This is a genomic window from Roseomonas acroporae (assembly GCF_023223525.1).
GTDB classification, from domain to species: domain Bacteria; phylum Pseudomonadota; class Alphaproteobacteria; order Acetobacterales; family Acetobacteraceae; genus Roseomonas_E; species Roseomonas_E acroporae.
Map to the genome: position 1 here is coordinate 1 of NZ_JALPRX010000174.1, position 8886 is coordinate 8886.

The following is an 8886-nucleotide window of genomic DNA, read 5'->3' on the forward strand; positions in this document are numbered from 1 at the left end:
TTTGCGGCACCTATCTTTTGCGATAGTATCGCTTCGGTGCGACACCATCGCAGTCACGATTGGTGCGGTCAACCAGATTTTTGCGATGGGAACGCAGATTTATGATATCTGGCGCTCAGGCTCGGGCAGCGAGGGCGATCCTTCGCCTCACGGTAGCGCAAGTAGGACAGCAGGCCGGTGTGGCGCCCAACACTGTGGTCCGAGTTGAAGCAGACAAGTCGGTGAACACAGCGACGCTAAACACCATTCAGCGAGCCTATGAAGCAGCCGGGATACGCTTCACCCAGGATGGAGGCGTGGTGCCTCCTTCAATGGCGGCCACCGAACCCGGAGCATGATGCCTTTCACTGACGTCTGCCGCGATTGCGGATGACAGTTAATGTTCCATTAAAGGTTCATTCCATGTTCGTTAGGTGTGCTTTTTTCGTTCCGGTTGAACAACAATAATGCCTCTCCTAGGCTCCGCCAAAGGGGGCGCCCATCCCTGGCGCCGAAGCGCGCCAAGGCTCGTCGATGACACCCGACGCTTTCGTCGAGAAATGGAACCGAAATACCCGCCCCGAAGCCGCGGCCGCCAAGGAGCATTTCCTTGACCTATGCGCGCTGTTGAACACGCCTCGGCCTAACGACGATCCCAATGGTTCCACATACGCTTTTGAGAAGGGCGTCACCAAGGCCGGGGGCGGCAAAGGCTGGGCCGATGTGTGGAAGCGCGAGTGCTTCGGCTGGGAATACAAGTCTCGAGGTCATGACCTCGATGAAGCGCATCTTCAACTACTCCGCTATGCCGGTGCCCTGGAAAACCCGCCGCTGCTGGTGGTGTCGGACATGGAGCGCATCATTGTCCGAACCGCCTGGACCAACGCCAAGACGGAACGACACGATTTCGGTCTGAGGGAACTGCGCGACCCAGGTGTGACCGCGCGGCTGGCGACGATGTGGACGCGGCCGGACACTTGGCGTCCGGCTGAAACGCGGCAAGCCATCACTGAACAAGCCGCGGCCGACTTTGTAGCTCTGGCACAGCGGCTCCGCACACGGGGGCATAACGCAGGGACGGTGGCACGTTTCGTCAACCGGCTGGTCTTCTGCCTGTTCGCGGAAGACGTAGGGTTGCTGTCGCGCGATATCCTGACAGACCTGCTGGCGCTCGGGCGGGCTGAGCCAGGACAATTCCAGAACCTCGTGTCTACGCTGTTTAACCAGCTCGCCGAGCGTGACGGCCGCATCGGTTTTAAACCGGTGCCATGGTTCAACGGTGGGCTCTTCGCCAACGCGGAGGCATTGCCGGTGGACGCGGGTGATATCCGACTGCTGGAACAAGCCGTGGCGCGCGACTGGTCCGAGATCGATCCGGCGATCATGGGCACGCTGTTCGAGCGCGGGCTCGATCCTGATAAGCGCGGACAGCTCGGCGCCCACTATACTGACCGAGCCACTATCGAACGGATCATCGATCCCGTGGTGCGCGATCCGCTGCTAGCTGAATGGGCGACGGCGCGCGAGCGGATTGCCCATGCCATGGATGAGCGCGAGGCTCTGCGCTCTACCGTCGGCGGGAATGAGGCCCTGGATGCCTTGGCCGGTGAGGTGGTCACGGGCGAAGCCGTAAAGGCACGCAAGGCACTGGCGCGCGAGGGCGAGCGGCGACGACGGCGCATGGCCGACCTGCTGGCGAGGGCGAAGGAGACGCTGGAAGCCTTCCGTGCACGCCTACGGGACTTCCGGGTTTTAGACCCGGCCTGCGGATCGGGCAACTTCCTGTACGTGGCGTTGCTGGCGCTCAAAGATTTGGAAGCGCGAGTGCTGGCAGAGGCAGCGGCGCTTGGCTTAGCAACCGGCTTCCCCGAAGTGGGGCCTGAGGCGGTGCTAGGGATCGAACTCAATCCCTTCGCGGCGGAACTGGCGCGCGTCTCAGTCTGGATCGGCCATATCCAATGGGCGCGACGCAATGGCTATCCCATGCCGCACAATCCAGTGCTGCGCGCGCTGAGCACTATTGAGTGCCGTGACGCAATACTAACGACAGACAGCACGCCGGCAGCGTGGCCGAAGGCGGAAGCGATCGTGGGAAACCCACCATTCCTAGGTGGCAAGCGGCTGCGCGCGATGCTGGGAGACGAGTACGCGGAGCGGCTGTTCGTAGCTCATCGCGGCGCGGTGCCGGCCGAAGCCGACCTCGTCTGCTATTGGGTGGCGCGTGCGCAGGCGGCGGTGGTGGCCGGACGAACCGAGCGGGCGGGGTTGGTCACCACCAACAGCATTCGAGGCGGCGCGAACCGTCGGGTACTGGAGCCGATGGCGGCGGGGGGCACTCTGACGGAAGCGTGGTCAGACGAGCCATGGGTGCTGGATGGCGCGGCCGTGCGTGTCTCGCTGGTGTGCTGGGGACGGGAACGGGCGGCAGGGGCGATGCTGGACGGGCTGGCAGTGCCGGCAATCCATGCTGACTTGACGGCGGGTAGCGCCAACCTGACGGCGGCGCGACGGTTGCCCGAGAATGCGGGCGTGGCGTTCATGGGCGACACGAAGGGTGGTGCCTTCGACGTGCCGGGCGATGTGGCGCGCGCATGGTTGCGCCTGCCTAGCAACGCGAACGGGCGAACGAACGCGGATGTGCTGCGCCCCTGGGCGAACGGCATGGCCGTGACACGGCGGCCCTCCGATACCTGGATCGTGGACTTCGGCTGGACAATGACGGACGCCGAGGCGGCCTACTACTCCGCGCCTTATGCGCATCTGGTCGAACATGTGCGGCCGGTTCGTGCAACGAACAAGCGCGAGACATATGCACGGGAGTGGTGGCGACATGTCGAGCCGCGACCTGGAATGCACAGGGCTTTGGCTGGATTGTTGCGATTTATCGTGACGCCGACGGTCGCCAAGCATCGACTTTTTGCCTGGATGACACTCCCGGCCTTGGCGGATCACCAGCTCATCGCCATCGCCCGCGACGACAACACCACCTTCGGCATCCTGCACAGCCGCTTCCACGAGATATGGGCATTGCGTCTGGGCACATGGCTGGGTGTCGGCAACGATCCCCGCTACACCCCCTCTACCACCCTCGAGACCTTTCCCTTCCCGGAGGGCCTCACCCCGCACCTGCCCGCCTCCACCTATGCCGATGACTCTCGCGCGCAGGCCATCGCGGCGGCCGCGCGGGCGCTGGTCGAGGCGCGCGATCGCTGGCTGAACCCGCCGGAGCTTGTGGAACGGGTGCCGGAGGTAGTGGCGGGGTTTCCCGACCGACTTCTGCCCCGGAGCGCCGAGGCGGCAGCGATGCTGAAGCGGCGGACGCTGACGGCGCTGTACAACACGCGCGGCACGCCAGAGGGGGCATGGCTAGATCGCCTGCATCTGGCTCTAGACGCCGCAGTAGCAGCGGCTTACGGCTGGCCTGCCGACATATCTGAGAGCGATGTTCTGGCCCGATTGCTGGCCCTCAACCAGCGACGCGCTGCCGACTAACTTTCCACCTTCACCCGCGGCAACGGCGAGGGGCCTGAGGTCAGGCTGCGGAAACCGGCGGGCGATGAAGCCGGCTGACGGCAACGGCACCGTGCTGGCCTATCCGGGCGCCTACTGGAGCCGAGCCCGTGCGGCGGAGGAGATCACCATGCGCATCATGCCCATCGCGCAGCGCACGCTGATGACGTGGACCGAGGTGCCGATCGTGATCCTGAACCGGAAAGCCTGCGCGCTCGCCTCGCAGTGGCTCGCGGCCGCGGTGGCGCGGCGCGATGCGCAACTCGCGGTGCAGGGGGCGATCCGGCAGCAGCCGCCTCGGCCAGCGCCGCGCGTGGGTCGCCAAGCGGCGCAGCAGGCTGCTGATGCAAAGGTGGAAGCAGTCAGCCGTTTTCTGCGGCGCAACTGATCCCGACCGCCTGACACGCGAAACCCGCCGCGGTCTCCCGGGCGGGCTGGGTGGTGGGTGGTAGGGTGGGTGGCTAGTGGGCTGACCGTTTCGGGATAGGCTGAAGCAGGTCCATGGCGTCCTCGGTGTACTCTATGTCTCCATTCCAGTAGCCGAGGAGCACATCGAAGTTCTTGTCCACCCACTCGTTCAGCAGCCGCTCGTCACTTGTGGAGAGAACCGGCCCGGTCTGATGGTGCAAAGCCGGCCTGATGGAATAGGAACTCATCTGGTCGTGGCGGACCCTGGGAGCGGGAGAGACCTTCACCCGGATGTCGTGTTGAGCCGCATCCCGTTGCGAAATGAATACAATAAACGGCAGGCCGGTCTTGTCTGGGCGCAGGTTCGCCATACCGAACGTAGCCTGTCCTTCTGCGCTGCCCAAATGGGTGTCCATGCCGTCCACGGGTCTCTCCGGGGGCCGCTTTCACGGCCGGGAAAGGGGTGAGAATTCACCCTTGCATGGCATGAAAGGCTTGAGGATGACTTAATCGCTTAAGACAAAGAAAAAATCGCGTGTGCGAACTCGAAAGTTTCGCAACGCCAAACGCAAACTTTCAGAATTGCATTGTTGCGTCTGGCGCCACGGTTTCAGCAATAAGATTGCCGCCCGCCGTCCCTCACAGCACCGCCTTCCCGCCCATCGCCAACAGCGGCGCGTCCGCCGGCAGCAGCCCCGCGTCCTTCGCCAGCGCCCGCGCGGTGAAGATCAGCGCCTTCCGCCGCTCCGGATCGAGCGCGTCCCAGATCCGCAGCAGCTCGGCCCGCACCTCCGGGCGAGGCCGGGCGCCAGGAAGGCGGAAGCCGGTTTCTGCCATGGCGTTCGCCCGCTGCCGTTCATTCCCGCGCCGCAGCAGCGGTGCCTGCCGTCTGTGCAACCCATAATTGTATCGTAACGAGAAGCCCGGGTGTCGCAAGCGCCCCCGCACTGCCCCCGCTGCCCAGACCAATCCTCGATCCCGTCTGGCGCCTGGAGCGCAGCGCACGGGATGCCGGCATACCTGTGGCTGGGGTCGGGGATGGGCCCGCTGCCGGAGCCGCCAGCACCGGCCCCGCCAGAGCCCAAGGCAGCTCACGGTGAGCGACCGTCCCCACCGTGATCCTCCCCCTCGACCTGGCCGAACTGGATGATGACGCCGAGACCGAGGCGCCTGGTCACCGGCGCCGCGGCCACCCCGAGCGCGTTCGGCAGGTGGCGGTGGTGCGCCATCGCTTTTGGCTGAGGCCCCGGTTGAGGCGCAGCCGGCCCGTGAACGCGCATCTCCGCCTTCGAGACGTCCGAGAGGCTGACGGGTGGCGACCCGGGGGCATGGGACCGTCCCAATCCCTCCCGACCCACCGGGGCTGCGTAGGACCAGAGCCGTTCACCCGAAGGCGCCGCCCGCCGCCAGTTCCACCAGCGCCTCGACGAAGGCGAGCACCTTGGCATTGCCGCGCCGATCCTCGGGGTAGAGCGCCCAGATGTCCGGTCCGGGCAGTTCCCAATCCGGCAGTAGCCGCACCAGTGCGCCGGAGGCAAACCAGGGCAGCAGTGACAGCCCCAGCATGAACACGATGCCGGTGCCGGCCAGCGCGGCGGCGACCAGCGCCTCGGCATCGTCGCTGGTGAAGCGGCCGGCGGGGACGAGCCGATGCACGCCCCCGTCGCGGCCGTGGCGCCAGGTGCCGACGGTGCCGCGGTTGGGCAGCAGGAAGCGCAGGCAGGCCTCCGGATCCAGATCTGCCGGCCGTTCGATCGGCTCGGGCAGGGCGGCGAGGAAGGCCGGCGAGGCGGCGGTCATGAACCGGGTACCACTGATGCGTGTTCCAACCAGCCGGGCGCCCTGATCGGGGCCGACGCGCAGCACGATGTCGTAGCCCTCAGCCACCGGGTCCACCTGCCGGTCGTCGAAGCTGGCCTCGACGTGCAGCCTTGGCCAACGTCGGAGCAGCCCCGGCAGGTGCGGCACCAGAGCGATCCGCCCGAGCGAGGAGGGCAGGCTGATCCGAAGCCGACCCTCCACCGCCCGCCGCCCGTCGGCGAGCCACCGGGCCGCCGCGTCAAGCCCACCGAGCGCGGTGCGGCAGGAGGCCAGGTAGAGGCTGCCATCCGCGGTGACGGTCAGCCGTCGCGCGTTCCGTTCCAGCAGCCTGGCATCCAGCTCACGCTCCAACTGGGCCAGGCCCTTGCTCGCAGCAGAGGGTGGGACGCCAAGGCGTTGCGCGGCGGCGCGCAGGCTGCCCAGATCGACGGCGAGGGTGAAAAGCCGCAGGCGGTCGAGCTTGTCCAAGAGGTGGCCATTGTTTCCGGCAAGGAAACCATAGAGTGCCAGTCCACCGCCTCCCGCGCCAGGATGCGGGCGTGCAGTCTGGGCGAAGCGATGCTGGAACGATATTCGCTGCCGCCGTCCTTCGGCGCGTGGACCGTTTCGGGCGTATCGCCGCGGTGCCGGGCCGCCACTCCAGCAATGTCGAGAGGCGACTGATGGGGATGACAAGGCTGCTGTGGTCGCTGCCGCTGGGCGGCACCCTAGCGTTGCTCGCCGCCTGCGGCCCCACCGCCGAGGAGTTGCGTGCCATGGACACGCAGCGATGCGCCGGCTTCGGCTTCGCGCCCGGCACGGACGGGTTTGCCAACTGCCTGATGAGTGCCACGCAGCAGCGTGAGGCGGAGGCGGCCGCCGACCGCCGCGCCTTCCAGGCGCGCCAGGCGCAGGAGAACCAGGCCCGCCAGGAGCGCGAGGCGGCCGAGCGGGCCCGCAGCGACGCCGAAGCCCAACGGCGCCGTGACGAGGCCCAGCGCGCCATGAGCAGCGGCCCCGCCGACATCGGAATACCGCAGATCCAGATGCCCGACCTCAGCAGGATGAACTGCACATCGAGTTCGAGCGGAAACGCCGGCTCGCTGAGCTGTCACTGAAACGGCCTTCAGGCAGCCACTATCGGAAGGGATGCGATCATGGCAGTTCTAAGCGTGGGCACGGGCGGTTTCGACAGCAGCGCCCTTTCGCTCGGTTCCTGGACCGCGCTGGCCTCGACCGACGCCACCTCCGTGCATTACCAGGGCAACAACCTCCACAGCGCCGGCTACACGGTCACGCTGGATGGTTTCGGCCTGGGCGGCTATACGAATTACGGTCCGACCACCGGCACCATCCTCGGCCTGAGCGTATCCCTGCCGGGTAGCCAGAGCTTCTCCATAAGCACGACCGCCTTCAGCGCCGCGAGTTACGCGGCGGCGGTGCAGTCCGGCTCGGCCGCCGCGCTACTGAGCGCCGCCCTGTCCGGGGCCAACGTCGTGATCGGGAGCAGCACGCTCGACGTGCTCCCCGCCTATGGCAGCTTCAACCAGATCGACGGGGGCGGCGGGTTCAACGCTGTCAAGCTGAACTTCACCTATGGTCAGGTTCGTGCAGCCGAATGGAACGGCCAAGCCGTGGTGTACGACACGGTCAGCCATCAGCTCGACCAAACGGTCAACGTGCAGAACTTCCAGTTCACAGACCAGTCGCTGGACATCTCGCAGCTGCCGGTGTTTCAGCCCTTGTCCTACGTCGCCTCCTACGCCGACCTTAGTAGGGTGTTCGGCACCAACCAGCAGGCCGCCTTCCTGCACTACGAGAGCAGCGGCATCGTGGAGGGTCGCACCGCCAGCTTCGACGGGCTGGCCTACATCGCCTCCTATGCCGACCTGATCGCCGCCTTCGGCGCGAACAAGGTGGCGGGCGAGTTGCACTACATCAACACCGGCCACCTCGAAGGCCGCCTCGTCACCTTCGACTCCCTGGAGTACATCGCCTCCTATGGCGACCTGATCGGAGCCTACGGCGCGAACACGACGGCAGGCGAACTGCATTATATCACCAGCGGCCATGCGGAAGGGCGCAATCCCACCTTGTTCAATGCCGCTCAGTATCTCGCCAACTATGCCGACCTTCGGGCCGCCTACGGCAACGACCTGCATGCCGCCACGCTGCACTATATCACCTCGGGTTATGCCGAGCACCGGACCGACCATCCATTTGGATGAACGGGCACACCAGCCACCCTCACTCCACCCCGACCTCCGCATCCCTTGGGCTCCTGCCGAACTGCCGCCGGAAGTCCCGGTCGCGCTCGACCCGCCGGGCGAGGTCGGGGCTGTCCTCCGGCACGCGGCGGCGGGCCGGTTAGTGCGAGACTTGCATATGTTGGGACAGGTTGCACGGCATGTCGGTGCGGCACATGCGGATCGCCGCGGCCTCGGCCGCCACCTCGCCTTGCCGCAGCGCCATCAGCGCCAGGCACATCATGTCGAGGTCCTTCACCAGCGCCGCCATCGCGTCGGTGCGCGACGGGTTGGGCTGCGGGCAGGCCGGGGCTACCACGCTGCCCCGCACAGCCGACATCGCGGCGTGCAGCCGGGCCATCTCGTCATCCCACAGGCCCGTCTGCTCGGGCGTCAGGCGCGCCAGCACGAACGCCGCCTCGGCCGACAGGGCATCGCCCGCCTGCGCCGCCGCCAAGCCCGCCAGCAGCAGCCGCGTCACCGCGCCCAGCACCGTCACGCGCCACGACATCGCCACGTCCGGATCGCCGCGCAGCTGCTCCCACAGGTCGGGGGCCAGGGTGATCATGCGAGGTACCGCCTCCGTTCGTGATAGGATCGGCAACATTGCCGATCCGAGGTCCCCGATGCGTCCCGCGCACCGCCGCACGCCCAGCAGCGATCTCTGGCCTGCCAAGCCCGGCGAGTGGCAGCCGCCGCGCTGGCTCGTGCTGGCCTGCTACGCCGCCGGCACCCTGCTGGGCGGCTGGCTGGCGCAGGTCGGCGCCGCCGACCCGTCGATGGCCGACAACCACCTGGCGCCGCCGCTGATGGGCGGCTTCTTCGGCTGGCTCGCGGCGCTGATCGTCCTGCGCCTCTGCGAGGCGGTGAGCGACCTCCGCCACGGCCGGCCGATCTTCTAGAGCGTGCTGCGTTTACATGGAAGCGTATCCTGAGTTGGCGA

9 protein-coding genes are annotated in these 8886 nt (G+C 66.8%); 5 read left to right on the forward strand and 4 right to left on the reverse strand.

The genetic code is table 11. The annotated features are described in order from the left end of the window. Positions 1–513 precede the first annotated feature (513 nt). Together M0638_RS27280 and M0638_RS27285 are read left to right on the forward strand one after the other, a co-directional pair. Positions 514–3471, forward strand: coding sequence for a class I SAM-dependent DNA methyltransferase (locus M0638_RS27280; protein ID WP_248670108.1), 2958 nt, complete (start codon positions 514–516; stop codon positions 3469–3471). Between the two features lie 64 nt (positions 3472–3535). Beyond that, the gene (locus M0638_RS27285; protein ID WP_248670109.1) at positions 3536–3877 is read left to right on the forward strand and encodes a hypothetical protein; all 342 of its coding nucleotides are present in this window, start codon (positions 3536–3538) and stop codon (positions 3875–3877) included. 73 nt (positions 3878–3950) lie between these two features. Here the strand turns inward: M0638_RS27285 and M0638_RS27290 are convergent, their stop codons facing one another. The 3 genes from M0638_RS27290 to M0638_RS27300 form a co-directional block, all read right to left on the reverse strand. Next, the gene (locus M0638_RS27290; RefSeq protein WP_248670110.1) at positions 3951–4322 is read right to left on the reverse strand and encodes a hypothetical protein; all 372 of its coding nucleotides are present in this window, start codon (positions 4320–4322) and stop codon (positions 3951–3953) included. A gap of 214 nt (positions 4323–4536) precedes the next feature. Next, complete coding sequence (locus M0638_RS27295) at positions 4537–4734, reverse strand: hypothetical protein (protein WP_248670111.1); 198 nt, start codon at positions 4732–4734, stop codon at positions 4537–4539. A gap of 546 nt (positions 4735–5280) precedes the next feature. After that, complete coding sequence (locus M0638_RS27300; protein WP_248670112.1) at positions 5281–6186, reverse strand: LysR family transcriptional regulator; 906 nt, start codon at positions 6184–6186, stop codon at positions 5281–5283. Positions 6187–6386: 200 nt separating this feature from the next. Here M0638_RS27300 and M0638_RS27305 point away from each other — a divergent pair, with 200 nt between their 5' ends. Both M0638_RS27305 and M0638_RS27310 read left to right on the forward strand, forming a co-directional pair. After that, on the forward strand, positions 6387–6815 hold the full coding sequence (locus M0638_RS27305) for a hypothetical protein (RefSeq protein WP_248670113.1): 429 nt from the start codon (positions 6387–6389) through the stop codon (positions 6813–6815). A gap of 39 nt (positions 6816–6854) precedes the next feature. After that, complete coding sequence (locus M0638_RS27310) at positions 6855–7925, forward strand: hypothetical protein (protein ID WP_248670114.1); 1071 nt, start codon at positions 6855–6857, stop codon at positions 7923–7925. A 139-nt stretch (positions 7926–8064) separates the two neighbouring features. Here M0638_RS27310 and M0638_RS27315 read toward each other — a convergent pair whose 3' ends face one another. Further along, positions 8065–8511 carry a hypothetical protein gene (locus M0638_RS27315; RefSeq protein ID WP_248670115.1) on the reverse strand — a complete coding sequence of 149 codons (447 nt, stop codon included), beginning with the start codon at positions 8509–8511 and terminating at the stop codon, positions 8065–8067. A gap of 58 nt (positions 8512–8569) precedes the next feature. Between M0638_RS27315 and M0638_RS27320 the strand changes: the two genes are divergently transcribed. Then, positions 8570–8845 carry a hypothetical protein gene (locus M0638_RS27320; RefSeq protein ID WP_248670116.1) on the forward strand — a complete coding sequence of 92 codons (276 nt, stop codon included), beginning with the start codon at positions 8570–8572 and terminating at the stop codon, positions 8843–8845. Positions 8846–8886 lie beyond the last annotated feature (41 nt).